Origin of the sequence: Sorangium sp. So ce185 (genome assembly GCF_051526825.1) — a bacterium.
GTDB classification, from domain to species: Bacteria; Myxococcota_A; Polyangia; order Polyangiales; family Polyangiaceae; genus Sorangium; species Sorangium cellulosum_D.
Window position 1 is genome coordinate 6,916,185 of the sequence record NZ_CP150316.1, and the last position, 26,137, is coordinate 6,942,321.

Here is a 26,137-nt window from a genome sequence, read left to right on the forward strand (position 1 = left end):
ACCTGCTACGAGGCCGGGATGATGAGAATTACTTTTTGTCAGGTCACGAAGCGTCGATGCGTACTTTCACGCGTAAGGACCGATCGCGGCCGCCGGGTCTCGTGTATGGCCGATCCGGCGGCCGTTCGGCGTCGTCGTCTGCTCCTACACCGACCGGGACGAGGTGCTGGGGTCTTCGGCCTGATGGCCCCTCTCGTGAGGGCGGCGCTTCCGGGCCGGGGCGGCGCCAAAGGTGAAGAGCGCGTCGATCCATCCACGCCGGAACGCTGCCAGCGCCTCGGGGCTGTTCACGAGTTCGTACTCCTCGATCGCGTCCGGAAGTTCGTCCTCCTCCCAGAATCTGGGCAGCTTGTCGAGCTTGACATTGGCGACCCTGACGGCGGCCTCGTAGACCCTCTTGTACTTGTTGAGCTCGCTGCGGATGCACTTCTCCCACCCGGCCTCGCGCTCTCGCGGGTAGCTGTGAAGAAGGTAGTGCCGCGACCCCTTCGCCTCGTGATCCGCGAGCATGTCCTCATGCGGTCCCCGGGGGCGGGTGATGACGGGCGTGCCATCCCCTTGGCGCAGGTCTTTGAGGATGTCCTCGACCCGAACATCGAGCGCCAGGGAGGCTCCGTTCACGACGCCAATCACATGGAACACCTCCGCGCTCGTGGAGTATGGCTGCGCGTCCCCGCGCTTGATCGTCATCTCCCAGTTCATGGGCGGGAGACGCTCGATGATCGGTCGGACGACCTCTCGTACCGCTTCGACGCTGCGGTCCATGTTCATGTACGTAGTCACATCATTCATTTTCATATTCATCAGCCTCCTATTGTTCGGTACAGCGGTAGAGGAGCGATACGGCCTGCGCTGCTTCATGGAGCTTCAGCCCGCCCCGGCGTCGAGCCGCCGGGGCGCTCGAGAATCTCGATCGGCTCGCCGAACGCCCTTCAGCGGCAGCAAGTGTGTTGGCCTACATCTCAGGACGAACGTCCGTCTGAAAGATCGTCCCCTCCCGAGGATCGTCCCGGCCGTAGTCTCGGTTCGGGCAGACCGCCGCCATCGCCCTCACCGCCGTGCGGTATTCAGGATGTCCTCCATGGGATGCGGGATCTAGGCGGCGCTCGGCGATCGGCATCGGGTCCCGGCTCGGGAGGGACCTGGGACCCGATCGGCCGCCGAGCGGCAGCACGGACCGTCGGCGCGCGCAGGCGCAAGCCGAGTAACATGGCCGGCCCATGGGTAAGGCACGCCCCCCGTCCACCAGGAGACCGCCTTGGCAGAGCGAAAGCGACCTCAAGCGCGAGGTGCTGGCCCACTGCGAGACGAAGTTCCTCGAGATGTTCGGGCGCCCGTGGGATCCGGCGTTCAAGACGGAGTTGATCGCGGAGCAGCGCCGTCTCTTCGCACAGGATCAGGAGGCGCGTGAACTGCTGGAGGACCTGCGGCGGACGACGCGAAAAATCCAGGCATTCCTTGAACGTCAGGGACTCGTTCCGCTCGACGATATTGAGGCTCTTCCCGGCAACTCGGCTCGGACGGTTGGACTCGCGGTTTGGTTCGATGAGCACGGCAGATCCGTGGGCCCCGCCGAGGAAGATGCGGGAGAGCTACCGCCGTACCCCGAATCGCTCCGGTCGCTCGTCATGCATCGCTGGGCGCAGGTCGATCCACAGTTTCTGCCGTACCAGCCCCAACCACCACCGCCGTCTGCCTCCGCCAACCAGGAGTCCGCGATGTTTTGGCGCAGCGGGTCCGACCACCAGACCCGAGAGCTGTCCGACGGCGAACTGGCGGTGGTCAGCATTCTCTGCGGCAGCTGGCCCAAGGTCAACCAGGCCGACTTGGAGGCCGGCATCTCGGTCGGGAGAGTCATCGACCGCGAGCGCGTGAACGTCAAGAACGCCCGGAAGCATCTCCGCGGCCCTAGGTAGACCGAGCGCTCTCTGCGATCAGGCGGGCATGCTCGGGTCCCAGACCCGCCCCGCCCGGGGACCCGAAGCGCTGCCGGAGGCTGGACCAAAACTCGGCAGCGTCATGCTCTTTCCGCGTGATCCTGATGCACTCACGGCGGTAAGCGCGGGGGCCGTGCCCGCTGACGGCGCGACGCCGGCACCCGGAGCGGATGCGCCTGCGTCGGAGCAGAGCCCCATGGGCAAGGTAGAGGGGACCCCGGCGTCACCGCCACTGGCAGGGAATACCTGGCAGCCTTCGTCTGGATTGAAGCGCCGATCGCGCGCCGATCCCGCTGCCCCGCTCGCCCCCCACCTGCGTCCGTTCGCCCACGCGCTCGCGGACCTACTTCTTGCCGACCTGCTGAAGTACCCTCCGAAGCCATGAAGCTCTTTGGCCTTCGCACCGCGCTCTACGCCCGCCGCAGTAAGGAAGAGCACCAAGCCGCATCGATCGACGTGCAGACGGGGGAGGGCTCACGCTACATCGCCGAGCAGGGCGGAACCCTCGCGCCCGAGCACATCTTCGTCGATGCCGATCACGGCCGCGCCGAGTTCAAGAAGCGGCCGGGCCTCATCGCCATGCTCAACGCAGCCGAGCGCCACGCCTTCGACGCGGTCGTCGTACGCGACGAATCCCGTCTCGGCGGCGACACGAACCGGACGTCGCTCTTCATCCAGGACCTGCTCGATGCGGGCGTCCGGCTCTTCTACTACTTCACCGACGAAGAGGTGAAGATCGACGGCGCCTTCGACAAGCTCGTGATCAACGTGCGAAACTTCGCCTCCGAGCTCGAGCGGGAGAAGATCAGCCAGAGGACGCACGAGCATCTGCTCACCAAAGCCCGTAGGGGGCTCAACGTCGGCGGTCGTGTCTACGGCTACGACAACATCGAGGTGAAGGACGGCGAGCAACGCGTGCGGGTCGAGTACCGGGTCAACGAGGAGCAGGCGAAGATCGTCCGGGAAATCTTCCGCCGCTACGCCGATGGCGAGGGACTACGCACGCTGGCGAAGGATCTGAACGCCCGCGGCGTCGAGCCACCGAAGGCCGGCCGCCGGGGGACGGGCTCCTGGTCGTACAGCTCGATCCGGGAGATGGTGCGCCGGGAGCGTTACCGGGGCGTCCTCGTCTGGGGCAAGAAGGAGAAGACCTACAAGGGCGGCACCAAGGTCCGCGTGGACCGGCCCAAGTCAGACTGGGTGACGATCGAGGCGCCAGAGCTACGCATCGTGGATGACGAGCTCTGGGCAGCAGTGCAACAACGGTGGAGCAAGCGTGAGGCGCTCACGGGCTCCCGTCGACGCGGCGGGCGCGTACGCTACTTCCTGACCGGCTTCGGTCGCTGCGCGAAGTGCGGCGGGCCGATGCGCGCCGACAACGCGAAGGTGAGCTACGACAACGTGCGGGTCTACGCTTGCGCCTGGCACCGCGACCGCGGCCCTGCCGTCTGCGACAACGGCCTCCGCCGGCCGGTGGCGACCGTCGACGAGGCCGTGATCAACTGCATCAAAGAGAACGTGCTCCATGAGGAGGTCATCGCCGAGGCCCTCCGGGAGATGCGTCGCCGCATCGCCGAGCGCGCGAAGAACATCGACAACGAACTGCCGCAGCTCGAGCGGGAAGCGAGCCGTCTTCGTTCGGAGATCGATCGCCTGGTGAACGCGCTCGCTTCGTTCGACCAGAAGCCAGAGGCCGTGATCCGGGGCATCGCCGAGCGGCAGGACCAGCTTTCAGCGCTGGAGGCCCGCCTCCGGGCAGCCAAGGCGGCGCCATCTGCCCTCGATCTGGAAGTCCGGCGGCTGGAGAAGGAGGCTCGTCAGCGCCTGGGGGACCTGCGGGCGATGCTGGAGCGGAACCCCGAGGAAGCCCGGAAGGCGCTCGAGACGATCCTCGGAGGCCCGCTGCGGTTCACGCCCATCGAGACCCCGGAGGGCAAGCGCTACCGGATCGAGGGCGTCGTCGCCTTGGAAGCCGTCGTCGCTGTCGAGGGCAACAAGGCGCGTGCAGTACAGGCAGCGTCCCCAGCGGGATTCGAACCCGCGTAGCAGCCTTGAAAGGGCTGAGTCCTGGGCCGGGCTAGACGATGGGGACCGGCGATGCGGCGCGGGAACCTACCGTCCGTCGTCGAGCAATGCAAGCCCAACTCGCGTCGCCCGTTCCGTCCGGCCCCGCCCCCGCGAAGCCCGCGGCGCGAACCGGCCGCTCGGCGGCTCGTCGCGGCGGGCTTCGCGGGGGCAGGCGCCGATCCCGGCGGCCTCGCTGCCGCTGGCGTGGGCTCAGCCGGACTGAGCCGGCGTCCACGCGGGAGCATCGCTCGCGGGGAACGTGTCCTCCACGGTCTCGTCGACCTTCTGTTCCGGCTCCTTGTCCGCCGTGGCCTCGTGGCCCTCCACGGGGTCCCCCGGGACGTGCCTGTGCTGTCCGCTCCCGGCCTTCTGGTCGCGCGCGGGCGCGTCGGCGGCGCTGCTGGACGTCTCGGCCCCTCGTTGCTCCGATCCCTTCTCGTTCGGCTTCATGCGCACCTCCTCGGGCTGTTCCGGCTTCTCCAGACCACCTGGAGCCGTCGAGGCGCACCGCAAGGGGCCAACCGGGCGCCGGTGAGCTCGGCGCAGCCGCTCGTCCAGCACGGACCTCCCTCCCGGCGCGGGACCTCGCCCTGCCGGCGCGCGGCCCTGCCCTGCCCTTGCGCCACGCGCCGCGGCCTGACCGCCGCGCCCCCGCGCCTTCCGCGACGCGACCTCCCGCGCCCGAACCGCTGGACGGCCACGCTGAATCGGGCGACCATACGCACCGCGCAACCCACCTTGCGCCACACTGGCAGAGCTCTCCCCCATGCTTTCGCTGCTGCGCCTCGAGCCTGCCGTTTCGATGTCCCACGGAGGACCGTGCACCGCCGCCGGCGCCTGACGCGCGCCGCGCAGCTCGCCTTCTGCCTCGGTCCGGCGCTCCTCTCGGCCGCCCCTTCGCGCCCGGCGCGCGCGCAGCTCGCGCCACCGGCGCAGCCTCCCCGACCGGCGTCCGCCGCTCAGCCGCCCTCGCCTCCCCCTCCTCCCCCCGCCGCGCCCCCCCTCGAGGTCGTCGTCACCGGCACCCGCACCCCCGAGAGCAGCCAGCGCGCCACCGTGCGCACGCGCGTCGTCAGCCGCGAGGAGGCCGAGCGCCGCGGCGCCACCAACGTCGGCGAGGCGCTCGACGGCGAGCTCGGCGTCCAGGTCAACTCGAGCGCCTACGGCGCCCTCGGCAACCCGAGCGCCATCCAGATCCAGGGCTTCGACCTCGACCGCGTCCTCGTCCTCGAGGACGGCGAGCGCGTCATCGGCGACAGCGGCGGCGCCATCGACCTCTCCTCCCTCCCGCTCAGCGACGTCTCCCGCATCGAGCTCGTCACCGGACCGACGAGCTCGCTCTACGGCGCGAGCGCCATCGGCGGCGTCGTCAACGTCCTCTCCGCCCCCCCGGCCCGCCCGGGCTTCAGCGGCCGCGGCCGCGTCGAGGGGCGCAGCCGCGCCGGGCTGCTCGCCCAGGCCTCCGGCGCCTACCGCGGCGAGCGCGCCTGGGCCAGCGCCGACGCCTCGTTCCAGCGGGAAGACAGCCTCACCCTCCTCGAGGACAGCGCCGCCACCGCCCTGCCCGGACGCGCGCAGCACCTCGTCGGCCTGCGCGCCGGCGCCGCGCTCGGCCGCGGCATCGACGTGCGCCTCCGCGCGCGGTGGATCCACGACGAGCAGGACGGCATCGAGCAGCCGCCGCCGCTGCCGGGCCTCGGCGTCTATCTCATCGACGTCCCCGAGGTGACCGACCGCTTCACCCTGCACCTCACCGAGACGCTCGATCTCGGCGGGGGCTCCAGCCTGCGCCTCGCCGCCGGCCGGCAGTGGGCCTACCGGACGAGCGAGCGCAACCTGCGCGGCTCCCCCCAGTCGGAGCTGCGCGAGCGCACAGGCTCCCTGCAGAGCTACGAGGCCATCGCCACCATCGCCCAGGGACGGCTCACCTGGGTCGCCGGCGCGCGCGCCGAGGTCGAGTCGCTCACCCAGGAGCTCGAGCGCACCACGGTCTCCACCTCGGGCATCTTCGAGAGCAACGTCGACGAGGTGCCCGACACCGAGCTCGGCAGCGCCGCCGTCTACGGCCAGCTCGCGTGGAAGCTCACCGACAGCCTCACCGTCATGCCCGGCCTCCGCGGCGAGTACTGGCCGCGTTACGGCGCCGTCCTCGCCCCGCGCCTCGCCCTCGCCTACCGGCCCGCGCCGTCGCTCACGCTGCGCATCTCCGGCGGCCGCGGGTTCCGCGCGCCCAGCGCCAAAGAGCTCGGCTTCTCGTTCGATCACTCGGGCCTCGGCTACATCCTCGAGGGCAATCCGGAGCTCGCCCCGGAGACGTCCTGGGGCGCGAACGGCGATGTCACGTGGATCCCCAGAGAAGGCCTGACGGTGCGCGCCGGCGCCTTCGCGAACTGGGTCGACGACCTGATCGACTTCGACCCGAAACCCATCGACACCTCCGGCGGCGTCGACACGTATACCTACATGAACGTCGCCAAGGCGCGGACCGCAGGCGTCGAGCTCTCGGCGACGCTCCAGGCGGCGTCGTGGCTCCGCGCCGAGGCCGGCTACGCCTACCTCTGGACGCGCGACGACACGGACGATCGCCCGCAGCCGCTCTCCGGCAAGCCGCCGCACACCGCGCAGGCGGCCCTCCGCGCCGACCTGCCCCTCCAGATCGAGCTCGTCGCCCGGCTGCGGACGATCTCCAGCGCGTTCATCGAGGTGGACGAACACGGCATGACCCGCCGCGCGCCCGGCTTCACCACGCTCGACGCGCGGCTCGCGCGGCCGCTCTGGCCCTCGTCGCAGGCCTACGTCGGCGTCAGGAACCTGCTGGGCGCGCAGAAGGACCCCAACCGCCGCAACGATCACCGGCCCCTCGAGGGGCGCACCGTCTACCTCGGCGTCGTCGCCGAGCTACCGTGGGAGGACTCATGACACGATGGTCCGTCGCAACAGCCCTTCTCCTGCTCACCCCGGCGTGCAGCGACGACGTGGGAGGCGGCGCGCAGACCGAGGACGGCGCGCTCCTCGAGGTCGAGGTGCCGGCCGCAGGCAGCGTCTTCCTCCGCCTCGCCACGCCGGAGGTCGTCGTCCCCTCCGGCGATCCCGCGGTGTCCACCGACTGGGATCTCGCGTTCTCGGGGTACGACGTATTCACCAACAGCGGCCTCAGCGGCCCGGGCGAAGGCGGGGCGCTGCCGCTCACCCTCGAGGACTACACGGCAGGCCAGCTGCCAAACACGCCCTTCCTGCTCCAGGACGAGGCCGGCGGCGCCTTCACAGGGTGGTACGCCTACGACGGCGAGACGCACGTCGCCTTCAGCCGCTATCACATCCACGCGATCGAGCACGAAGGGCGGTACTGGAAGCTCCAGATCCTCTCCTTCTACGGCGAGATCGACGGAGCGCCGGTCACGGGGCTCTACCAGCTCCGCTATGCCGAGGTGCTCCCCGACGGCTCCGGCCCGACGGTCGACATCGAGGATCTCGACGCGACCGCCGGCGGCATCGACATGCCCGAGACCGCGCCGAGCGCCTGCCTCGATCTCGCGAGCGGCGAGCAGCTGATGCTCACGCCGGAAGAGGCGCGCGCGTCGACGGCGTGGCACGTCTGCTTCCGCAGGTCGCAGATCAGCGTCAACGGCGAGCTCGGCGGCCCAGGGACCGCGCGCGGCGCCGATCTCCAGGAGCAGGAGGCGAGCTCCGAGTCGCTCGCCGAGGTCAAGGAGCGGACCGCCGCCTCGGAGAAAGCACGGTTCGACGCGGCCGACCACGCCGCCCTCACCGATCCCGCCGTCGCGTACCGCGGCGATCACATCGCCACGGCCTTCACGGGGCGCTGGCTCGATCGCGGGGCGAGCCCGCCCGCGCCGGCGAAGGACGCCGCGTGGCTCGTCCAGAGCGCAGACGGCCAGTCGCGCTACGTGGCCGTCATCGAGCGCTTCGAGGGCGCGACGGACGCCTCCCCAGGTCGGGTGATAATGCGCGTCAAGCAGGTGGAATGACCGCCACTCCCGCCATTTGCGTTGCGGGACGGTCACAAGGGTGCGCGGCGCGTGACATCGCGCCAGGACCCGAGCATACTGCGCGCGCGCTGAGGGACGGCCTCATCCGCGGTAAGGAGCATGCTTATGACAGAGTCGCCTGCACCCGCATCGAGCGCCACAGGTCCGTCCCGCGGGACGCCGGACGGCGAGCGCGGGGCGACGCGGGCGCGCCGTGGGGGGCTGCTCGCCGTGGGGGCGCTCGCCGCGCTCGCCGCAGGCGCCTGCGGCGGCAAGGTGGTGGTCGACGGGTTCGAGCCGACCGACGGCACCGGCGGCTCCGGCGCGACAACGAGCTCTGCCACGCCAGGCTCCTCGGGCGGCGGTCAAGGCGGCGAGATCGGCGAGGGCGGCGCGCCGCCGATTCCGCCCCTCGTGAAGGAAGAGTTCGCCGACGTCACCGCCGGAAAGAGCATCCCGGTGCATGTCCCGCCCGGCACCCTCGGCATCACGGCCGTCGCACAGCTCGTGACCTCGTCGCCGAGCTGGGATCCGGTCGGGATCGAGAGCATCACCGGGCCCGACGGCAGAGCGTTGGTGTCGAGCTACTCGATTCCCGGCACCCTGGCCCACTTCTTCAATCATGGCATTGGCACGGCCGCCGTACCGCAGACTGGCACAGCGGCCTCCGTGCCACTTGTGCCAGGCACGTACTGGATCACGGTCGGCGGCGGCACCACCGGCACGCTGGCGGAGCCGGCGCGCCTCTCGGTGTGGCGCCGCCAGACGCTCGACGGGCGCTTTCACGGCGGGAAGATCGACGTCAACGCCTTCATCGCCGGAAACGCGGTCTCCGAGGACTACATGCGGCGCGCGCTGCGCTCTGCGTACAGCGGGTTCGTGGGGCTCGACGTGGGAGAAATCACCGTCCATCACCTCGGGTCGGAGTGGGCGGTCATCGACGAGGAGCTCCTCCCCAGCGTGCTCGAGCAGACGGCGGGCGCCGCCGGCAGGCCGGCGCTCAACGTGATCGCGGTGGCAGATTTCACCGGGCGGCTCGAGATGGCGGCCGGCGCGACGCCCTCCGCGCCCTCGGTCGCGGTGGAGCACGGGACGCACCTCAGCGGCATCGTCGTCGCGCTCTTCGGGGACCTCGAGGCCGACGCCGTCATCCTGCGCCACGAGCTCGGCCACTTCGCGGGGTTGTTCCACACCACCGAGATGGAGGCCGGCTACGCGGATCCGCTGGACGACACCGCGGAGTGCGAGGACATGGGCCTGCCGTACGAGCGCTGCCCCGATTACGACAACCTCATGTTTCCGACGGGGGGCGACTTCTCGAGCACGATCACGCCGCAGCAGACGCGGATCGTGCAGGCGAGCGCGTTGTACCGGGGCGTCGTCGAGGACGGCGGCGGCGCGGCGTCTCCGCTGCCGGCCGATCCGGGTGCGTCGGCGAGCGAGGCGCCCGTGGCGCCGCCGGCCCCGGGCGGGTCCGCCCGGGCTGGGGCGCCCGACCGCCGCGCCTGGGCGGCCGCGCTCCCGCCGCGCGCCGCGACCTTGCTCGCGGGGCATTTCTGCGGCCACAGCGCGGCCCTGGGCACGGGCTTCTTCGGGTGGCTCCGCGCGGCCGGCGGCGCCGGCACCGATCGGCTGCTCGCGGTCGGCCGCGATCCAGGGGCGCCGGCGCACGTCAGGGCGCGCGCCCTCGCGGCGGCCGGCCGCGCTGCCGCGGCGTCTGCGCCCGCGGCGCGCGTGGCCGCGGAGCTGCAGGCCCTCGCCGCAGATCCGCGCCTGCCGAGGCGCGCGCGGCTCGGGGCCATCCAGGGGGTCGCCTCGGCCTCGCCCGACGCGGCCCGCGCGCTCGCGGCGCGGCTGGCGGCCGATCCCGACGAGGTGGTCGAGCAGATGGCGGCGCGCGCGGCGCGGTGAGCTCCGGTCACGCGCTCGGCGAGGGTGCCCCCGACGAGCGCGACATCGCGGAGCTGCTCACCGCGCGGCCGAGGTGAGCTGCGCATAGAGCGCGGCGTACTCCCCCATGATCGTCCGGGTCGCGTAACGGCGCTCGGCGCGCCGGCGCGCGGCCGCGCCGAGCTGCGCCCTGCGCGAAGGGTCGTCGCGCAGGGTGCGAAGCGCGTCCCGCAGCGCCGCCTCGTCCCTCGGGGCCACCGAGAGGGCCACGCGGCCCTCTTCGCCCTCGATGACCTCGGGAATGGCGCCGACCGGCGTGACGACGCAGGGCAGGCCGCTCGCCATGGCCTCGAGCACCACGTTGGGCAGCCCCTCGGCGTGGCTCGGGAAACAGGCGATGTCCGCGCCGCGGTACGCCTCGGGCATCGCGGCCGCCGGCACCTCGCCGAGCAGGTCCAGGCGGCCCTGCCGCGCGAGCGCCCCGAGCGCCTCGTCCAGGCGCCGGGCGTAATCCGCGGGGCACCCGGCGGCCCGGGGCCCCGCGAGCGCGAGGGTCAGCCCCTCGACGGCCAGCACCGCCCGCGCGAGCTCGAGGACCCCCTTGTGCGGGGTGATCAGGCCCGCGAAGAGCACCCGCAGCGGCGCCCCGGACGCGCGCGGCGCGCGCGGCGCGGCGGCGGGGTGGAAGACCTCGGTGTCGACCGGGTTCGGGACGTGGACGACGCGGCCGCCCGGAACCAGGCCCTGCACGTACTGCTGCAGCTCCTCGGCGAGCGCGACGACGGCGGCGGCGCGGCCGAGCACCGCGCGCACCGCCTGCAAGGTGGGCCACGGGAGGGCGCGCAGCCAGTCGATGATCTGCGTCGAGAAATGCAGGTGGAGCACCGCCGGCACGCCCGCGCGACGGCACAGCTCCACCGCGAGGCCGTCGCGGGCGGTCGCCCAGAACAGCGTGGTGCACAGGTGAACGACGTCCGGCCGCCGCCGCGCGAGCAGCCGGTGGAGCTCGGACAGCGATTCGCCGGCGCGGATCACGCGCGCCGGGCGAAACCTGCTCTCTGCGTCGACGGCGGCGCTGTGGGGCGAGGTGTCGACGACCTCCGCCTCGATCCCCGCCGCCGGCGCCGCGTCGAGATAGGTCCGCATCCACCGCGTGATCCCGCCGGCGGGCGGCGGGAGGGGGCCCCAGAGCGCGACGCGCATGGGCTAGAAGCGCGCCTCGGCGGCGATGTGGTCCCAGTGCTCGCGGAACCACGCCACGGTGATCGCGAGCCCCTCGTGCAGGTCCATCCGCGCCTCGAAGCCGAGGACGCGCTTGGCCTTCTCGATGGACGCGCCGCGACGGCGCTGCGTGTCCCACGCGCGCCGCTCGACGAACCGGACGCCGGCGCGGTTGTCGGTCATCTCGTTGATGGCGCGCGCGAGGTCGAGGATGGCGGTCTCGTTGCCGGACGCCAGGTTGAGCGCCTCGCCCGAGGCGCCCGCCGTGGTGCCAGCCCGGAGCAGCCCATCGACGATGTCGCCCACGTACGTGAACGAGCGGGTCTCTTCTCCCGTGCCGGTGATCGGCAGAGGCTCGCCCCGGAGCGCCCAGTAGACGAAATTGGGGATCACGTTGCGGTAGCGGCCAGGGACCTCGCCCGGACCGTACGAGTTGAAGAGGCGGACCCGAACGGTGCTCAGCCCTTCCTGCCCGGTGAAGTAATTGCAATAGAGCTCGCCGAGCAGCTTGGTGGCCTGATACGGCGTATGCACGTCGAGCGAGGTGTAGTCCTCCGGGACGGGCCGCGGCGGATCGCTGCCGTAGGCGGCGCAGCCGGACGAAGCGAACACGACGCGATGGACCCCGCGCCGCCGCGCGTGGCGCAGCACCCGCAGCGTGCCGAGGCCGTTGACCTCGAGATCCCGCTCGGGGTTGTCCACCGAGTTCTGGTTCGCGAACAGCGCGGCGAGGTGGAAGACGTGGGAGGTCTCGTCCCGGAAGACCTCCGCGAGCAGGTCGTCGTCGACGACGCTCCCCTCCACGAAGCGCACGCTGCTTCGCGCCGGAATGGACCAGCGGTACGAGGAGGAGAGATCGTCCACGACGATGACCTCCGCGCCCGCGTCGGCCAAGGCCGCGGTGAGGGAGCTGCCGATCGCGCCGGCGCCCCCGGTCACGACGACCCGCCTGCCCTTGTAATTCTGCCGGATGCTCGCCATCTCTTCTGTCATTTCGCGCATGGAATCCTCCTCTCCACAACGCGCCGGCGCGTTGCGTCCTCCCGTTCCCCAGCCGCGCGCCGGCGCGTTCATGCGCAGGCGCGTTGCGTTCTCCCGTTCTCCAGCCGCGCGCCGGCGCGTTCGTGCGCCGGCGCGTTCGTCACGCGCTCAGCTCGCCGCGCGCGCGAAGACCTCCTCGTAGCGAGTCACCAGCGCGTCGCGCGTGAACCAGCGAAGGAAATGGCGGCGGCCGGCCTCCCCCATCGCGCGCCGCGCCTCGGGCGTCATGTCGCGCAGCCGCCGCACCGCGGCCGCGAGCGCCGCCGGATCCTCGGGCTCACAGGCGAGGCCGCCCCCGCTGTCCCGGACCAGCTCCGCCGGATCCCCGCTCGCGGCGACGAGCACCGGCCGGCCCGCGGCCATGTAGGCCGGGATCTTCGAAGGGATCGTGAGCTCGAAGCACGGATCCCGCTTCAGGTGCGAGAGCAGCACGTCGGCGAGCGCGAAGAATTGAGGCATGCGCTCGTGAGGCTGCTGGCCGATGAAGACGATGTTCGAGAGGGCGCGCGCCTCCGCCTCGCGCCGGAGCCGTGGCGCGTCGATCCCGTCCCCGACCATGACGAACCGCACGTCGTCGAGGTCCCGCAGCAGCGCCGCCGCGTCGAGCACGCTGAAGAGCGCCTGGGCGGCGCCCATGTTGCCCGCGAACAGGACCACGAACCGCCCTGTCAGCCCGTGCGCCGCGGCGAGCTGCGGATCGGGCTCCACCGGCTGATAGATGCGGTCGTCCGCCCAGTTCGGGATGAGGTGCACCTTGTCGGCCGGGACGCCTTTGCGCGTGAGCGCGCGCGCGAGGCCAGGGCTGATCACGATGAGCGACGCGGCTCTCCGGTACAGGGCGCGGTTCACCCGATCGATGCCGGCGAACACGTGCGGGTTGCCGAGCATGCCTGACGCGGCCGCGGTCTCGGGCCACAGGTCCTGGACCTCATACACCCACGGGATCCCGCGGAGCGCGGCGAGCCAGGAGGCCGCGACCGCGAGGCTCGGCGGCGGATTGTGGACCCAAGCGACGTCCGCCCGCCCTGCGAGCGCCGGGCCGAGCAGCGCGGTCGAGACGCCGAAGCTCGCGTAATTGAGCGTCCGTCGAAGGCGGGATCGGCTGTGGTCGAGGTAGATCGGGAGCCGTATCACCCGGGTTCCGCTCACGTGCTCCACGTCCCAGAGGCGCTGCCGGTATCCCGGGTAGAGGCGGCCGTGCGGATAGCTCGGGAATGCGGTGATCGATGTCACCTCGTGCCCGCGCGCAGCCAGCGCCTCCGCGAGCAGGTGGGCCCGCGAAATGGGCTCGGGGTGATACCACTGAGATATAAGGAGTACCCTCACCGTCCCACTTCGTTGCACGGGCGCCCGCCGATATTCAACCGTCGAGCTCGACGCGCTCTCCTGGCGCATCACCCGTCGGCAGCCCCGGAGCCACCTCGTGCGATCGGATTCCCGAACGTAGTACAAGGTGTGCCAAGGTGAGACACACCGGAGCAGCTCCCGGCGTTCGCTGTACGGCCGTGCTGGCCCCGCCGCCGGCCATCCGTGGCCGGGCTCCTGGCGGGCGGCGCTAGCCGGCTTTGGACCTCGCGGCCGTGGAGATCAGGCCCGTACCGGCGACGGCGCGCGCGAAGTCCAGGCCCGTCAGCACGCCGCGGAGCCGCCGCCCCTGCACCACGAGCACGCGCCGCGCTTGCGCCGCGTGCGCGGCGGCGGCGGCCCGATGGAGCGGGGTCCGGACGTCGAGACAGACCATGGCTGGGCTCATCACGTCCTCGACCGGCGAGTCGGAGAGCACGCCGTGCGCGAGCAGCGCCTCGGTCTGAGTGAACATCCCCACCGGCCAGCCGTCCGGGTCCACCACCACGAGCCCGCTCACCTGCGCCGTCGTGAGCCGATCGGCCGCGAGCGCGAGGGGCGCGTCGAGCGGGATCGTGTACGCGGGGGCCGACATGAGCTCGGCGATCGGCGTCGCCTCCCGCGCCTCGACCAGGGCCAGGAGGAGATCCTTCGTGCTGAAGACCCCGGTCAACTCGTCGCCATCGCGGACGAAGACGCGGTGGATGCGGTGCTTCAGCAGCACGCTCGCCGCCTGGACGACCAGCGTCGTGCGCCCGACCGTGATGATCCCCGGGCGCAGGACGTCGCGCGCCGGGACATCGGGCAAGGTCAGCAGCATTCCGCGGCTGTTCGTCTTCGTCTCGAATCGGCCGAGCCGGAGCAGGTCGGTGCGAGAGAGCACGCCGACCGCGCGCGACGCCGCGTCGAGGATCGGTACGCAAGAAATTGCGTGTTCGCCCAACAATCGGTGGACCTCGGGCAGCGGGGTGGTGTCGGGCGCCGTGATGACTGCGCAGGTCATGTAACGCGAGACGGGTGTCGCAAAGCGCATCATGGGGAGGATTCCTCGAGGACGCCGGCGCGGATCTCGGCAGGCGGCGCGTCAGCGCGCAGCGGACCGGAGCAAGAAGCGATCCGGAATGCCGCGACGCGCCGACGAGCTCGGTTGTCGCAGGCGCCGGGGGTTGCGCGGCGCCGCGAGCGGGCTCACCGCCGGCCGCGCGGGCGCAGACGCCGCGCGTGGACGCGCCATCTGCGCCGGGGTGTGCTGCGAGCTGGGCAGTTTCTCGACGCGAGCGCCGAGCTCATCCACGCCGGCCGGCGATGTCCCAAAATGCATCATGTGGGGTGCCGTGCAACGCAGCCGTCAGCGCACGGCCGTGGCGGAATCGCAGATTTCAGGCGCCCGGCCGCCGGGAGCAGCGCGTGTACAGCGGGCTCCCGGCGGCCAGGCCCTCGGCGACTCGTCTCAGGCGACCCGCGGCTCGGACGCCGGGCCGCGAGCGGCGCCATCACGAGGCCGCGATCGATGGCCGCGCCGTGGCGCGGGACCGGAGCTCGCCTTGGCCTCGCTGCGCCGGCTACGGGGGATTACCACCTGCCGTAGCCGCCGTAACCGCCGCCGAAGCCAGGGCTGTAGTTGCCGTAGTTGAACGGCGGTCTCCAGGAGCCGCCCCAGCCGCAGGGCTTGGGCCTGTTCCAGCCCGGGCCCCAGTTCCCGCCGCCCCAGTTCCCGCCGCCCCAGTTCCCGCCGCCACAGTTCCCGCCGCCCCAGTTCCCGCCGCCCCAGTTCCCGCCGCCCCAGCCGCAGCTCCGCGGATTCAGAGAACCGCACAGCGCCTGCGAGGTCTCCTCGACCTCCACGGCCTCGGCCTCGTCCATGTCGGTCTCGTCGGTGCCCGCCTCGCCCGCCGCGCACCCGGCGGTCAGGGCGGCCATCGCCATCGCAACATGCATCCACCTGCTCTTCATCAGCTCGACCATTTCTCCCCCTTCCACGACCCGCGACATCCGCGGGCCGTCAGGCCAGTCGGAGGTCGCAGAGAGCAGCGCTCATGCCCGAGAGCCGGTGTGCACAGGCTGCCGCCCGGCGGCGCGCGCGGCGGGCGAGAGGCTGCGATAAACCGACAATCCTAAACAGCGCACAGCGCCGCGATCGAGGCCCGTTCACCCGCGCCGGATCGCTGGGCAGATAAGGCGCTTCCGGGCGCGCGCAGCGCACAGCGGCTCGCCGCGGCCGGCGCCCTCGCGCGGCGCGACGAGCCACGGAATACACGCCTTTCGCGAGCGGTGGACTTCTCGGCGCAGGCCGCCTCGCGAGGCGTCTCCGACGATTCGAGGCCTCCTCGCCGGCAAGGTGGGGCGATGGGCGACGGCAGCATACTCATGCTCACCGATCTCGGGCGATCCGCGCCGCCCGCCCGGCGCGCTCAGCCCATCTCCTCTGCGGTCATGTGGCCAAGGGTGCTCGGGAATAGCGCTGTGGGCGCCTCGCGACACGCGCCCCAGCGCTGCTGTCGGGCCGGCGCTCGCGACGCGCAGCGGGGCTGGCGAGCGGCGTCGGCCGGCGCGCTCAGGGGACGGCGACCCAGGTATTCCAGGCCAGCGCGAAGTCGTCGGCGCGGATCTCGTGGCCGCGCCCGGGGTGCACCACGAGCTCGTGCTCCCAGCCGTGCTGCGTGAGCACGTCGGCGAGGTTCTCGGCGCTCGCGACCGTGGAGGCGAGCTCCTCCCCGCCGACGGCGATGTAGATCGGCGGCCTCTCCTGGGAGAACAGGTGCTCCTCGATGACCATCCGGCCGGCGCCGACGAGCCCGGCGCCGTCGACGGCGACGAGGCCTTCCAACGCCACATAGCTCGCGAAATAGCCCCCGTTGGAGAAGCCCATGACGTAACGCCGGCCGAACGTCCCCCCGAGGATCCGCGCCATCCGCGCCTCCGCGCCCATCCACTCCTGGAGCAGGGCGGGCGCCGCAGCGTCGACCGTCTCGCGGCGCGTCGGCCAGCAGAAATGGGCCTCGACGGACGGATCCCAGGTGCAGAGCCCCGGCCTCCCCCGCGGGAACACCGCGACGACCCCGAGCGCCGCGGCGGCCTCCGCCGCGAGCGCCTGGAGGGCCACCGGCAGCGCGTCGGGCGCCATGGCCCCGTGCAGCACATAAAGGATCGGCGCGCCGCGGGGCGCGGTCTCCGGCACGTGGAAACAGGTGTGCTCGTCCAGGCCGATCCACCTCGCGGAGCACCAGTCCGTCTCGACCGGCTCCCAGCTCAGCGCTCCGCCCTCCCCGCCGCCTCCGTCGCCGCCAGCATCGCCCCCGCCGGAAGCGTCGCCGCTGCCGCCAGCGTCGCGCCCGCCGGAAACGCCGTCCGCGCCGGCAGCAGCGCCCCCGCCGGCAGCGTCGCCCCGGCCGGAAGCGCTGCTGCTGGCCACCTCGCCGGCCGAGGTGGCGCCGCCCGCGCCGCCGCCGTCGGCCGCGCGCGGCGCCCCGGCGGCCGCGGCGTCGCACGCGGCCGGCGCGAGGGCGAGCGCCGCGAGCAGCGCCGCGCGGCCCGCGAGGCTCGATCCGCGGCTCGCCCCGCAGGCCGCGCCCGCAGCGGCGGCGCCCTCGATCGCGCCGCGGGCGCCCCCGTCCACGCCGCGTGCGTTGCGCATGGCCCCATCACGGTGCCGCGCCGGACGCGGCGCCGCAACGCTCGCGCGGCGAGCAGCTCGCGCCCGGGATCCATGGGACGCGCGGCGCCCCGGAATGTAAGCTCGCCCCATGCTTCGCCTCGTCGCGCGCGCGGCGCGCCCCTCGGATTATGACCACTTTGCGCGGCTGTTCGTAGAGCTCGGCATCGACAACCCCGTCCTTCCGCGCGAGCGCTGGGAGAGCGCCTTGGCCAAAGACACCCTCTTCTTCGAGGAGAACGGCGAGGTGGTCGCCTACGCCTATGTCCAGCCGCTGCGCGAGTTCGGCTACGTGCGGCACGTCGTCGTCGCGCCGTCCCACCGCGGCCGCGGGATCGGCGCCGTCGTCATGCGCGCCGTCGCCGCGCACCTCCGCGGCCGCGGCTGCGCGCGCTGGTGCCTCAACGTCAAGCCGGACAACACCGCCGCCGTGCGGCTCTACCGGAGCGCCGGCATGGAGCAGGTCTACACCTTGACCACGTTCCAGCTCGCCTGGGACGCCGCGGCCCGCCTCCCGCGCCCTGCGCGCCCGGTCGCCGCCCGCCCGGCGGAGCCGTCCGACGACGCCGCGGTGGAGGCGGCGTTCGGCTTGCTGCCCGGCCAGGCCGCCGAGGCGCGCGGCCGGGGCGGCCTCGCGCTCCTCTGCCTCGTCGACCCCGCGGCGCCCGGCGCCGCCCCGCTGGGGTACGCCAGCTTCGACCCCTTCGTCCCCGGCGCGTTTCCGTTCCGCGTGGCCGCGCCGGAGCTCGCCGCTCCCCTGCTCGACGCCATCCGCGCCCACGCCCCGCGCGCCCCCGAGGCCCTCCTCGTCACGGTCGAGGACGACGACGCGCTCGCCGCCGCCCTCCGCGCGGTGGGCGCGACCGTGCAGCTCGTCGGCGTGCACTTCCGAGGCGCGATCCCGGACGGCGGCTGAGCCGCGAAGGCCGCTTGCCCTCGCCGCCACGCCGCAGTACCGAGCCGGCCATGACCCCACTTCCCGGCCTCCCCGGCGACTTCCTCGCGGCCGTCCAGCGCGAGTTTCCCGCGGATTTCCTCTCCACCGACGCGTCCGACCTCGCGACGTTCGGCCGCGATTGGACCAAGGTCCACGAGCCGAAGCCCTCGGCCCTCGCGCTCCCGCGCTCGACCGATGAGGTCTCGCGGCTGCTCCGCCTCTGCGCCGAGCACCGCGTCCCGGTGGTGCCCTCGGGCGGGCGCACCGGGCTCGCGGCCGGCGCCGTGGCGGCGCGGGGCGAGCTCGTCGTGTCGCTCGAGCGGATGCGCAAGATGGGGCCGGTCGACGTGCTCGGCGCGACCGTGCGCGTCGAGGCCGGCGCCGTGACCGAGGCGGTGCACCAGCACGTCGCGCCGTACGGGCTCACCTGGCCGGTCGACTTCGCCTCCAAGGGGTCGAGCCAGGTCGGCGGCAACATCGCGACGAACGCCGGCGGCGTGAAGGTCATCCGCTACGGCCTCACGCGCCAGTGGGTGCTCGGGCTCACCGTCGTCACCGCGAGCGGCGCCGTGCTCGACATGAACGGCGCGCTCGAGAAGAACAACACCGGCATCGACCTGCGCCAGCTCTTCATCGGCAGCGAGGGCACGCTCGGGATCATCACCGAGGCGACGCTCAAGCTCACGCGGGTGCCCGAGGGGCTCAACGTGTTCCTGTTCGCGGTGCCGGACCTCGCCGGCGTGCTCGCGCTGTTCCGCGAGGCCCGGATGGGGCCGTTCGTCGTGATGGCCTACGAGTTCTTCACGGAGAAGTGCCAGGCGCGCCTGCGCCGCCACCGCAACGTGCGCGTGCCGCTCTCCGCGCCGTCGGACTACTACGTGCTCATCGAGGTCGAGCGCGGCGAGCCCGAGGCGCTCGAGGCGTGGATCACCTCGCTGTTCGAGCGCGGGCTGGTCACCGACGGCACGCTCGCGCAGCACGGGGCGCAGGCCGCCGAGCTCTGGGCGCTCCGCGAGGGGATCAGCGAGAGCCTGTCGGCGACCGGGCTGCCGCACAAGAACGACGTGTCGCTCCCGATCCAGGAGCTCGAGGGCTTCTGCTCCGAGCTGGAGAGCCTGTTCGAGGCCCGCTATCCAGGGTGGGAGATCGCGCTCTTCGGCCACATCGGCGACGGCAACCTCCACATCAACGTGATGAAGCCCGACAGCCTCACGCGCGAGGAGTTCCTCCGGCGCACCCACGAGGCGGATCACGCGATCTTCACGCTCGTGAAGAAGTACCGCGGCAGCATCTCCGCCGAGCACGGCATCGGCCTGCTCAAGAAGGAATACCTGCCCTACTCGCGCTCGGCCGAGGAGCTCGCGATCATGCGCTCGATCAAGCGGGTGCTCGATCCGCTGAACCTCATGAACCCCGGCAAGATCATCGACGTCTGAGCGCGCCGCGAGGCCCGCTCGGCCGAAGGCCTCCGGCCTGAGGGGCAGACGAGCTCCGACCCGGACACAAGGCGCCGTCTCAGGCCCTCTCCAGAGCCCCTCACCCGCCAGCGCCGGCGCGCGATCCTGGCGGCGCTCCGGGGCGGCGGCCCGTCGTGATAGAACCGCGGCCGTCGCTCGACGGGAGGCGCTCGCCCTCCCGGAGCCTCGAGCGGCCTCTAGCACCGTGCCAACAACCAGCCGTCCAGCGCGCGATCGGCCCCCGCGGCCGTCCTGAAGAAAGGGGAGACGATGATCCTCGACGAATCCAAGCTATCGCACCGGTTCACCGAACGAAGCGGCGTGCGCCTTCACTACGTCGAGGCGGGCGAGGGGCCGCTGGTCGTGCTCCTCCACGGCTTTCCCGAGCTCTGGTACTCGTGGCGCCACCAGATCCCCGCGCTGGTCGAGGCGGGTTACCGCGTGATCGCGCCGGACATGCGCGGCTACAACCTCTCGGACAAGCCCCGCGGCGTCGGCGCCTACGCGATCGACGAGCTGACCGCGGACGTGGCGGCGCTCATCGAGGCGTCGGGCGCGGAGCGCGCCGCGGCCGTGGTGGGCCACGACTGGGGCGGCGGCGTCGCCTGGGCGTTCGCGATGCGGTATCCCGCGCTCCTCGAGCGGCTGGTCATCCTCAACTGTCCTCACCCTCAGAAGCTGCTCGCCGGGTTCCGCACGGCGCGGCAGCTCCGCAAGAGCTGGTACATGTTCTTCTTCCAGCTCCCGAGGGTCCCCGAGCTGATCGCCCAGAGGAGCGGTTACGCGCTGCTCCGCGAGGCGCTGAAGAACGATCCGCAGCGCCCTGGCGCGCTCAGCGACGACGATCTCGCCCGTTACGTCGCGTCGTGGTCGCAGCCGGGCGCGCTCACGGCCACGATCAACTACTACCGCGCGATGTTCCGCCCGGGCAGCCTGCGCGGGCTCTCCAAGCCGGCCCGCGTCGACGTCCCCGTGCTGGTGATCTGGGGCGAGCACGATCGCTATCTCGGCGCCGAGCTCGCCGCGCCGGATCCGGAGCTGGTCCCGAACGCGCGGCTCGCCCGCATCCCCGACGCGAGCCACGGCGTGCTGTACGACCGGCCGGAGCGGGTCAATCAGCTCCTGCTCGAGTTCCTGCGGTGAAGCCTGCGCGTCAGCGCGGCGGCGGCGCCGCGCTGCCGTCGTCGCGCGCGCGCGCCAGCCCGCGGAGCGGCGTCGAAGCGGCTTTTCGCCGCCATGGACCCGTTTGACACGGCGGAGCGGCCGATCGAACCTGCCGGGCGATCATGCTCCGCCGCATCCCTGATCGGAATATCTGGCTCATCTACGGCGCTATCTTCCTTCTCGGCCTCGCCTACGGCATCGCCATCTCCCTCACGGCGGTCTTCCTGAACGACCGCGGGTTCACCAAGACCGACATCGGGCTGCTCGCGTCGTGCTTCGCGCTCGGCATCGTCCTGCTCTCGCTGCCGATGGACGCGCTCATCCGCCGGTTCTCGGCCAAGACCACGCTGGTGCTCTCGCTGGCCGGGTACGCGGCGGCGATCGGCGCCTTCCCGCTCCTGCCGGGCTTCGCCGCGATCGCCGCGGTGCGCTTCCTCGACGGGGCTTGCTCGGTCGGCATCTGGGTGAGCTGCGAGACGATCCTGCTGGCCCGCTCGGACAAGGACAACAAGGCGTTCATCACGAGCATCTACGCGATCTCGATGGCGCTCGGCTACGTCCTCGGTCCGCTCTGCGCGCCGACGATCCTCGCGCTCTCCTCGATGCGCGCGGCGTTCCTCCTCTCCTGCGTCATCTCGCTGATCGCGGCGGTCCTCGTGCTCGCGCGCCTCGACCGCGACCTGCCGGGCATCTCCGCGGCGCACGGGGAGCCCGACGCGGCGGCCGGCGCGGAGCCCGCGGCCTCCTCCGCGTCGATCTTGTGGCGCATCAAGACCGCGTGCTTCGCGACCTTCGCCTACGGCTATTTCCAGGCCTCGGTCGTGCTGTTCCTCCCGCTCTACCTGATGGCGTCGAAGGGGGTGACGCGCGATCAGACGATCCAGATCCCCGCCTACTTCGCGGCCGGCATGCTCGCCTTCACCAACGTCTTCGGCCGGCTCGGCGACCGCCGCGGCCACCTGTCGCTGATGCGCGCGCTCGGCGCGATCGGCACGCTGATGATCCTCGGCTTCGTGTACCTCGATCGGTACGACGTGATGTGCGCGGCGGTGCTCGTCGCCGGGGCGACGCTCGCGTCGATTTCGCCGCTCAGCCTCGCGCTCCAGGGCGTCGTCACCGCGCCGCGCGACTACAGCCGCGCGAACTCGATCTACAACGTCTTCTACGCCGCCGGGATGCTCCTCGGCCCCCCGGTGTCGAGCGCCATCTACGAGGCGTCGGGCGGCGTCGCGATGCTCTACCACCTCGCGGCGCTGTGGGCCGCGTTCGTCGCCTTCGCCTTCGTCTTCGCAGGGGACGATCCGGCGTCGCGGCGCGCGCGGGACCGGGTCGAGGCGCCGGCCTGAGGGGGATCGCCTCCGCGATCCCCCATCGACTCAGCCGCAGGCCGCGGGCGGCCGGGCAGCCCGCGGCAGCGCCCCGCCGCTCCTCAGTAAAGAACGCGCGTCCGGAGGCTGGTCTCCAGCGCCCCGATCCGCCGGCTCACCTCGGCCGACACGTCCTGCGACAGGTCCATGATGAGGTACCCGATGTTCGCGTCCGTCGACAGCACCTGGCTGTCGATGTTGGCGTTCACGTCCGACACGATCCGGTTCACGTCGCGGAGCACGCCCGGCACGTTGCGGTGGACGTTGAGGATGCGGTGCGTGCCCTTGAGCGGCGGCAGCTCCACGTTCGGGAAGTTCACCGCGCCCGTCGTCGCCCCCGTGGTCGCGAACTGCGTCAGCGCGCGCGACACCTCGCGGCCGATGGCCTCCTGCGCCTCCTCGGTCGAGCCGCCGATGTGCGGCGTCAGGATCACGTTCGGCAGCCGCTGCAGCTCCGTGTGGAAGCCGTCCGAGTTCGACTCCGGCTCCTCCGGGTAGACGTCGATCGCCGCGCCCGCGAGGTGCCCGCTCTTCAGCGCCTCGGCCAGCGCCGGGATCACCACGACCGAACCGCGGCTCGCGTTGAGCAGGTACGAGCCCTTGCGCATGTGCGCGAGCTCGGCCGCGCCGATCATGTTGTGCGTCTCCGGCGTCGCCGGCACGTGGAGCGACACGTAATCCGCCTCCGCGAGCAGCGCCTCCAGCGTCGGCAGCGGGCGGTTGTTGCCCATCGGGAGCTTCTGGGCGATGTCGTAGTAGACGACCCGCATCCCCATCGCCTCGGCGAGCACGCCGAGCTGCTGGCCGATGTGGCCGTAGCCGATGAGGCCGATCGTCTTGCCGCGGACCTCGTAGCAGGCCTTCGAGACCTTCTTCCACGTGCCGGCGTGCACCTCGCGCGACCGGTCGCCGAGCTGCCGGGCGAGCATGACGCACTCGGCGATGATCAGCTCGGCGACGCTGCGCGTGTTGCTGAACGGCGCGTTGAACACCGGCACCCCGCGGCGGTTCGCCGCGTCGAGGTCGACCTGGTTCGTGCCGATGCAGAAGCAGCCGATGGAGAGCAGCTTGGGGGCCTTCTCCAGGACGCGCGCGGTGACGTGCGTCTTGCTCCGGATGCCGATCATGTCCACGCCCTCGAGCGCGGCGATGAGCTCGTCCTCCTTCAGCGCGGAGCTACGCGTCTCGATCTCGAACGACCGCGATCGAAAGAGCTCGTGGGCGCTCTGGTGGATGTTCTCGAGCAGGAGCACCTTGACGGGCTCCTTCGCGGCCGGGGGGGTGGTCTGAAGTTTCGTTGAAGTTGGCGTCATGGGCTTCATCCGTCAGGGCCACCTCTACCGCAACTTGGCCGGTTTGCATCTCGGATCCGGCGCCGACGCGGAGGTGCGGCCGTCCGCGCATCCGTTGCGCGCGGCAGACCGCCGCACCTCCCGGCGGCGCGCGCCGCAGGGGAGACGCCTTGCCGAGGTCAGGCTAGATTGCGCCGCATGCGCCACCGCAGCCACGCCCGACTCCCCGCCTTCCTCGCCGTCGCCGCGCTCGCCGCCGCCCCTGGATGCAAGGGGAAGCCCAGCCCCGGCGGCCCGTCGCAGAGCCCCACGACGGCCCCCGACGCGCCCGCCGCGCCGACGGCCTCGGCGACGCTCCAGACGATGCCGCCGCCGGTCACGCCGCCGTCGAAGAACGCGCTCATCGAGGACGAACGCAACACGATCTCCGTGTTCCGCGAGGTCGCGCCCGCGACGGTGTTCGTGACGCAGCGCCGCCTCGTCGTGGACCGCTTCTGGGGCACCGCGGTCGAGGTGCCCGCCGGCTCGGGCACGGGCTTCGTCTGGGACGCGGACGGGCACATCGTCACGAACTTCCACGTCGTGGACAACGCGCAGTCGCTCGTCGTCCAGCTCCAGGGGGAGAAGACGTTCCCGGCGAAGCTCGTCGGCGTCGAGCCGCGCAAGGACATCGCCGTGCTCAAGATCGACGCGCCCAAGGAGATGCTCAAGCCGATCCAGGTCGCGCCGCTCCGCGAGCCGCTCGAGGTCGGGCAGAAGGCGATCGCCATCGGCAACCCGTTCGGCCTCGATCACACCCTGACGACCGGCATCATCAGCGCGCTCGGGCGCCAGGTCGAGGGCGCGGGCGGCGTGACCATCCGCGACATGATCCAGACCGACGCCGCCATCAACCCCGGCAACTCCGGCGGCCCGCTGCTCGACTCGAGCGGGCACCTCATCGGGATGAACACGATGATCTACTCGAAGAGCGGCACCTCCGCCGGCATCGGCTTCGCCGTGCCCTCGACGACGATCGCGCGGGTGGTCCCGCAGATCATCAAGACCGGCAAGGCCGAGACGGTCGGCCTCGGCATCCAGCTCGACCCGGCCCACCGCCTGGAGCGGCGCAACGGCATCCGCGGCGTCATCGTGATGGGCGTCGTCCCCGGCGGCCCCGCCGACAAGGCGGGCCTGCGCGGCCTCTCCGAGGGCGACCGCGGGCTCACGCTGGGCGACGTGATCGTCGGGATCGACGGCGCGCAGGTCGACGACTACGACGCGCTCTACAACGCCCTCGACGGCAAGAAGCCGGGCGAGAAGGTGAAGGTCGACCTGCTCCGCGGCGGCCAGAAGACGACCGTCGAGGTCCAGGTCGAGCTCCTCAGCTGAGCGGCCGGCGGGCCCCCTCGCGGGCCCCCGCCGGGGCGACGCGCGCTCAGGCGACGATCGGATCGATGAGCCCGCCCTCGAGGCTCTCGTCGCCGAAATCGTCGAGCGGGCCGCCCTGGCCGTTCTTGCAGCCGACCGCCGCGCCGATCGTGTTGAGCAGCTTGTTGTTCGTGACCTTGATGTCGACGAACTGGCCGGTCTTCAGGTAGCCCGCGGCGCCGCCGGCGAGGATGTACGGGACCTTCCGGTAGGAGTGGTATTTGTCGGCGTTGTCGTTGAGCCACACCGCCACGCCGTGGTCGAGGAGCGTCCCCGAGCCGAGCTTGTAGGACGAGAGCCTGTCGAGCAGGTGCTTGAACATCCGCGCGTGGATCCGGTCGATCTGGTGGTGCAGCTCCTGCGCGCCCTCGATCGGCGGGCCCTCGGAGCCGTCGCTGTCGATGCGGTGGGAGATCTTGTGGTAGCTCTTCTGCCGCGCGCCGTGGATCGTGTACTCGGTCCCGTCGTTGCCGTCGCCGACCTGGAGCGTCGCCGCGCGCGTCACGCCGCACGCCATCGCGAGCGCGATGATGTCCATCTGCATGCGGGTGACGGTCTCCACGTTCTCGGATCGGCCGACGTTCGGCGAGATCGCCTCCATCTCGGCGACCTCTTCCGGCGGGAGCTCGCAGGCGAGCGCCGCCTCGAGGTCGCGGATGCTGTCGAAGTGGAGCTCCAGCCGCTCGCGATCGCTCTTGCTGAGGTCCTTGCGGCCCATGAGCGCCCGCATCTCCCCGCGCACCAGGTCGTTGACGCTGGCGCGCCGCTCGGCCAGCGCCTGCTGGGCCTCGGCGCCCACGTCGGCGAGCCCGAAGAGCTTCTTGTACGCGTTGAACGGGTTGCGCTCGGCGGCGCGGAGCTGCTTCGGCCCGCGGTACGAGAGCACCTCGTTGATGTAGCCGGCCATCCTGCCGGCGTAGAGCGTCAGCGGCTCGACGCCCGCCGGGTTGAGCTCGGTCGCGATGCGGTTGTCGATCGACTCGCCCATCGCGAGCGACTCGTTCCCCGACGGATCGTCCGACACGCGCGCGGCCGTCAGGCACTGGTTTCCGCCGCCGGAGTGGCCGCACCCGTTGCCCGGGAACGCGAACTGGACGCCGCGGACCATGATCAGCTGGCCCGCGTAGTCCTTGAGCTCGCTGACCGCCCGGTCGCTGTCCCGCTCCAGGGACTCCTTCGACAGCGGGCCCGTCTCGCTCGGCCAGAACATCTCGGGCTCGTCGTTCGTCGCCTGCGCCACGCCGTTCGCCTGGCGCATGAAGATCGCGAAGGGCGGCACGTCGCCCGTGCCGGCCGCCGCGCGCCGGGGCGCGAAGGTCTCCAGGAACGGGAGCGCGACCGTGACGCCAAACAGACCTCGAAGCACACG

General features: G+C 71.9%; 20 protein-coding genes and 1 tRNA gene. 10 read left to right on the forward strand and 11 right to left on the reverse strand.

Annotated elements, in window-relative coordinates; translation table 11 throughout:
- Positions 1 to 144: 144 nt before the first annotated feature.
- The gene (locus WMF26_RS25110) at positions 145 to 798 is read right to left on the reverse strand and encodes a hypothetical protein (protein ID WP_437994736.1); all 654 of its coding nucleotides are present in this window, start codon (positions 796 to 798) and stop codon (positions 145 to 147) included.
- A 422-nt stretch (positions 799 to 1,220) separates the two neighbouring features.
- Between WMF26_RS25110 and WMF26_RS25115 the strand changes: the two genes are divergently transcribed.
- On the forward strand, positions 1,221 to 1,916 hold the full coding sequence (locus WMF26_RS25115; RefSeq protein WP_437994737.1) for a hypothetical protein: 696 nt from the start codon (positions 1,221 to 1,223) through the stop codon (positions 1,914 to 1,916).
- 402 nt (positions 1,917 to 2,318) lie between these two features.
- Positions 2,319 to 3,983 carry a recombinase family protein gene (locus tag WMF26_RS25120; protein ID WP_437994738.1) on the forward strand — a complete coding sequence of 555 codons (1,665 nt, stop codon included), beginning with the start codon at positions 2,319 to 2,321 and terminating at the stop codon, positions 3,981 to 3,983.
- Here the strand turns inward: WMF26_RS25120 and WMF26_RS25125 are convergent.
- Together WMF26_RS25125 and WMF26_RS25130 are read right to left on the reverse strand one after the other, a co-directional pair.
- Positions 3,955 to 4,029 (reverse strand) — tRNA-Glu (locus tag WMF26_RS25125). The genes WMF26_RS25120 and WMF26_RS25125 overlap by 29 nt on opposite strands.
- 185 nt (positions 4,030 to 4,214) lie before the next feature.
- Positions 4,215 to 4,454: a hypothetical protein gene (locus WMF26_RS25130; protein ID WP_437994739.1), complete on the reverse strand. Its 240-nt coding sequence runs from the start codon at positions 4,452 to 4,454 to the stop codon at positions 4,215 to 4,217.
- A gap of 369 nt (positions 4,455 to 4,823) precedes the next feature.
- Here WMF26_RS25130 and WMF26_RS25135 point away from each other — a divergent pair, with 369 nt between their 5' ends.
- The 3 genes from WMF26_RS25135 to WMF26_RS25145 all read left to right on the forward strand — a co-directional run bounded on the left by WMF26_RS25135 (position 4,824) and on the right by WMF26_RS25145 (position 9,904).
- Positions 4,824 to 6,923 carry a TonB-dependent receptor plug domain-containing protein gene (locus WMF26_RS25135; RefSeq protein ID WP_437994740.1) on the forward strand — a complete coding sequence of 700 codons (2,100 nt, stop codon included), beginning with the start codon at positions 4,824 to 4,826 and terminating at the stop codon, positions 6,921 to 6,923.
- Positions 6,920 to 7,993: an HmuY family protein gene (locus tag WMF26_RS25140; protein ID WP_437994741.1), complete on the forward strand. Its 1,074-nt coding sequence runs from the start codon at positions 6,920 to 6,922 to the stop codon at positions 7,991 to 7,993. The genes WMF26_RS25135 and WMF26_RS25140 overlap by 4 nt, the downstream gene beginning before the upstream one ends.
- Positions 7,994 to 8,119: 126 nt before the next feature.
- On the forward strand, positions 8,120 to 9,904 hold the full coding sequence (locus WMF26_RS25145; RefSeq protein WP_437994742.1) for a hypothetical protein: 1,785 nt from the start codon (positions 8,120 to 8,122) through the stop codon (positions 9,902 to 9,904).
- Positions 9,905 to 9,961: 57 nt separating this feature from the next.
- Here WMF26_RS25145 and WMF26_RS25150 read toward each other — a convergent pair whose 3' ends face one another.
- The 6 genes from WMF26_RS25150 to WMF26_RS25175 all read right to left on the reverse strand — a co-directional run bounded on the left by WMF26_RS25150 (position 9,962) and on the right by WMF26_RS25175 (position 17,123).
- Positions 9,962 to 11,086 carry a glycosyltransferase family 4 protein gene (locus WMF26_RS25150; protein WP_437994743.1) on the reverse strand — a complete coding sequence of 375 codons (1,125 nt, stop codon included), beginning with the start codon at positions 11,084 to 11,086 and terminating at the stop codon, positions 9,962 to 9,964.
- A gap of 3 nt (positions 11,087 to 11,089) precedes the next feature.
- Complete coding sequence (locus WMF26_RS25155; protein ID WP_061624285.1) at positions 11,090 to 12,106, reverse strand: NAD-dependent epimerase/dehydratase family protein; 1,017 nt, start codon at positions 12,104 to 12,106, stop codon at positions 11,090 to 11,092.
- 147 nt (positions 12,107 to 12,253) lie between these two features.
- Positions 12,254 to 13,471 (reverse strand): glycosyltransferase family 4 protein, encoded by a 1,218-nt coding sequence (locus WMF26_RS25160; RefSeq protein WP_437994744.1) that lies wholly within the window; start codon positions 13,469 to 13,471, stop codon positions 12,254 to 12,256.
- A gap of 229 nt (positions 13,472 to 13,700) precedes the next feature.
- Positions 13,701 to 14,525 carry a CBS domain-containing protein gene (locus WMF26_RS25165; RefSeq protein ID WP_437994745.1) on the reverse strand — a complete coding sequence of 275 codons (825 nt, stop codon included), beginning with the start codon at positions 14,523 to 14,525 and terminating at the stop codon, positions 13,701 to 13,703.
- Between the two features lie 536 nt (positions 14,526 to 15,061).
- Positions 15,062 to 15,427 (reverse strand): hypothetical protein, encoded by a 366-nt coding sequence (locus WMF26_RS25170; RefSeq protein WP_437994746.1) that lies wholly within the window; start codon positions 15,425 to 15,427, stop codon positions 15,062 to 15,064.
- 616 nt (positions 15,428 to 16,043) lie between these two features.
- The gene (locus WMF26_RS25175; RefSeq protein ID WP_437994747.1) at positions 16,044 to 17,123 is read right to left on the reverse strand and encodes an alpha/beta hydrolase; all 1,080 of its coding nucleotides are present in this window, start codon (positions 17,121 to 17,123) and stop codon (positions 16,044 to 16,046) included.
- A gap of 109 nt (positions 17,124 to 17,232) precedes the next feature.
- Here WMF26_RS25175 and WMF26_RS25180 point away from each other — a divergent pair, with 109 nt between their 5' ends.
- From WMF26_RS25180 to WMF26_RS25195, 4 genes are all read left to right on the forward strand, one after another.
- Positions 17,233 to 18,057, forward strand: coding sequence for an N-acetyltransferase family protein (locus WMF26_RS25180; protein WP_437994748.1), 825 nt, complete (start codon positions 17,233 to 17,235; stop codon positions 18,055 to 18,057).
- A gap of 50 nt (positions 18,058 to 18,107) precedes the next feature.
- Positions 18,108 to 19,514: an FAD-binding oxidoreductase gene (locus tag WMF26_RS25185; RefSeq protein ID WP_061627040.1), complete on the forward strand. Its 1,407-nt coding sequence runs from the start codon at positions 18,108 to 18,110 to the stop codon at positions 19,512 to 19,514.
- 291 nt (positions 19,515 to 19,805) lie between these two features.
- Positions 19,806 to 20,678 carry an alpha/beta fold hydrolase gene (locus WMF26_RS25190; RefSeq protein ID WP_437994749.1) on the forward strand — a complete coding sequence of 291 codons (873 nt, stop codon included), beginning with the start codon at positions 19,806 to 19,808 and terminating at the stop codon, positions 20,676 to 20,678.
- A gap of 143 nt (positions 20,679 to 20,821) precedes the next feature.
- Positions 20,822 to 22,045: an MFS transporter gene (locus tag WMF26_RS25195; protein ID WP_437322208.1), complete on the forward strand. Its 1,224-nt coding sequence runs from the start codon at positions 20,822 to 20,824 to the stop codon at positions 22,043 to 22,045.
- 83 nt (positions 22,046 to 22,128) lie between these two features.
- On the opposite strand, the gene serA is transcribed toward WMF26_RS25195, so the two are convergent.
- Complete coding sequence (gene serA / locus WMF26_RS25200; protein WP_061627037.1) at positions 22,129 to 23,388, reverse strand: phosphoglycerate dehydrogenase; 1,260 nt, start codon at positions 23,386 to 23,388, stop codon at positions 22,129 to 22,131.
- A gap of 168 nt (positions 23,389 to 23,556) precedes the next feature.
- On the opposite strand from serA, the gene WMF26_RS25205 reads away from it, so the two are divergent.
- Positions 23,557 to 24,729, forward strand: a complete 1,173-nt coding sequence (locus WMF26_RS25205) for a S1C family serine protease (protein ID WP_437994750.1) — start codon at positions 23,557 to 23,559, stop codon at positions 24,727 to 24,729.
- A 46-nt stretch (positions 24,730 to 24,775) separates the two neighbouring features.
- Here the strand turns inward: WMF26_RS25205 and WMF26_RS25210 are convergent, their stop codons facing one another.
- Positions 24,776 to 26,134 carry a DUF1552 domain-containing protein gene (locus tag WMF26_RS25210; protein ID WP_437994751.1) on the reverse strand — a complete coding sequence of 453 codons (1,359 nt, stop codon included), beginning with the start codon at positions 26,132 to 26,134 and terminating at the stop codon, positions 24,776 to 24,778.
- Positions 26,135 to 26,137: the final 3 nt, after the last annotated feature.

Excerpts from the sequence above, each read along its gene's own strand:
- WMF26_RS25110 (WP_437994736.1), bottom strand. The coding sequence starts at position 798 with ATGAAAATGAATGATGTGACTACGTACATGAACATGGACCGCAGCGTC.
- WMF26_RS25115 (WP_437994737.1), top strand. The coding sequence starts at position 1,221 with ATGGGTAAGGCACGCCCCCCGTCCACCAGGAGACCGCCTTGGCAGAGC.
- WMF26_RS25120 (WP_437994738.1), top strand. The coding sequence starts at position 2,319 with ATGAAGCTCTTTGGCCTTCGCACCGCGCTCTACGCCCGCCGCAGTAAG.
- WMF26_RS25130 (WP_437994739.1), bottom strand. The coding sequence starts at position 4,454 with ATGAAGCCGAACGAGAAGGGATCGGAGCAACGAGGGGCCGAGACGTCC.
- WMF26_RS25140 (WP_437994741.1), top strand. The coding sequence starts at position 6,920 with ATGACACGATGGTCCGTCGCAACAGCCCTTCTCCTGCTCACCCCGGCG.
- WMF26_RS25145 (WP_437994742.1), top strand. The coding sequence starts at position 8,120 with ATGACAGAGTCGCCTGCACCCGCATCGAGCGCCACAGGTCCGTCCCGC.
- WMF26_RS25150 (WP_437994743.1), bottom strand. The coding sequence starts at position 11,086 with ATGCGCGTCGCGCTCTGGGGCCCCCTCCCGCCGCCCGCCGGCGGGATC.
- WMF26_RS25155 (WP_061624285.1), bottom strand. The coding sequence starts at position 12,106 with ATGCGCGAAATGACAGAAGAGATGGCGAGCATCCGGCAGAATTACAAG.
- WMF26_RS25165 (WP_437994745.1), bottom strand. The coding sequence starts at position 14,525 with ATGATGCGCTTTGCGACACCCGTCTCGCGTTACATGACCTGCGCAGTC.
- WMF26_RS25170 (WP_437994746.1), bottom strand. The coding sequence starts at position 15,427 with ATGCATGTTGCGATGGCGATGGCCGCCCTGACCGCCGGGTGCGCGGCG.
- WMF26_RS25175 (WP_437994747.1), bottom strand. The coding sequence starts at position 17,123 with ATGCGCAACGCACGCGGCGTGGACGGGGGCGCCCGCGGCGCGATCGAG.
- WMF26_RS25180 (WP_437994748.1), top strand. The coding sequence starts at position 17,233 with ATGCTTCGCCTCGTCGCGCGCGCGGCGCGCCCCTCGGATTATGACCAC.
- WMF26_RS25185 (WP_061627040.1), top strand. The coding sequence starts at position 18,108 with ATGACCCCACTTCCCGGCCTCCCCGGCGACTTCCTCGCGGCCGTCCAG.
- WMF26_RS25190 (WP_437994749.1), top strand. The coding sequence starts at position 19,806 with ATGATCCTCGACGAATCCAAGCTATCGCACCGGTTCACCGAACGAAGC.
- WMF26_RS25195 (WP_437322208.1), top strand. The coding sequence starts at position 20,822 with ATGCTCCGCCGCATCCCTGATCGGAATATCTGGCTCATCTACGGCGCT.
- serA (WP_061627037.1), bottom strand. The coding sequence starts at position 23,388 with ATGAAGCCCATGACGCCAACTTCAACGAAACTTCAGACCACCCCCCCG.
- WMF26_RS25205 (WP_437994750.1), top strand. The coding sequence starts at position 23,557 with ATGCGCCACCGCAGCCACGCCCGACTCCCCGCCTTCCTCGCCGTCGCC.